This is a genomic window from Massilia pinisoli (genome assembly GCF_024753285.1).
Taxonomy (GTDB): domain Bacteria; phylum Pseudomonadota; class Gammaproteobacteria; order Burkholderiales; family Burkholderiaceae_D; genus Telluria; species Telluria pinisoli.
In genome coordinates this window covers 1-740 of sequence record NZ_JANUGW010000059.1, presented here as the reverse complement: position 1 = coordinate 740, position 740 = coordinate 1, and the positions used below count along the sequence as shown (strand labels likewise).

The following is a 740-nucleotide window of genomic DNA, read 5'->3' as shown; positions in this document are numbered from 1 at the left end:
ACCGGAATTTTGTTGCTCTTGAGGGAGCCGCCTGCCGCAGCGCTGACCACGCCGGTCGAGTCAAGTCCGTCGATCTGGTTGAGGATGATCTGCGTATGGAAATGATCGAATACCTTGGTCTCCGTGGGCGTCTTGGTGAAATCGTAGCCCGCGGGGCTGGCGAGGCCGCGCGCGGTATTGAAATCCGAGTTGATCTCCGTGCGGGCCAGGTCCATCACGCCCGTGCCCGACGGGCCATTGACCCAATCGGTCCCCCACGCATGCTTGTCCGCCCAGGCCGTGTATGCCCCGGCAATATTCTGGCGGACGACTTCGAAGATGGTGTTGGTCTGGATAAAATTGTGCGGATAGACGGGTACGCAGCTGCCCGCAGCGTTCTTCATCCGTGGAATTTGTTGGGGATTGAAATCACCGCCGCCGTCGAGGTGGGCGAGAGCACCGCCGTTGAAGGCATCTTCACCCGCCTGCTCTTGCAGCAACACCTCTACGCCCTGCGCGCCCGTGCAGGTGGCGTCCGTACCGGCGTACAGATGTCGATCGTAGATGTCGTCGTAAAACAGGCCCGTGCTCTTCGGGCTGCCGCCCGTCACGAGGGCGGCAAGTCCCGGAACGGAGTCGGACAGGCCGGGCGTGTTCGCGCCCGTGTAGGTCACGCCCGTATTCGCCAGGCTGGCAATGTTCGGACACGTGCCGGCCGCGATGCAGGCAGCGAGATCCTGCTGGTGCAAGCCGTCGATGCT

General features: G+C 62.7%; 1 protein-coding gene. It reads right to left on the bottom strand.

Annotated elements, in window-relative coordinates; all coding sequences use genetic code 11:
- Nucleotides 1-740, bottom strand: a 740-nt coding sequence (locus NX784_RS28725) for an alkaline phosphatase family protein (protein ID WP_258820084.1), incomplete at both ends; no start/stop codon positions are given.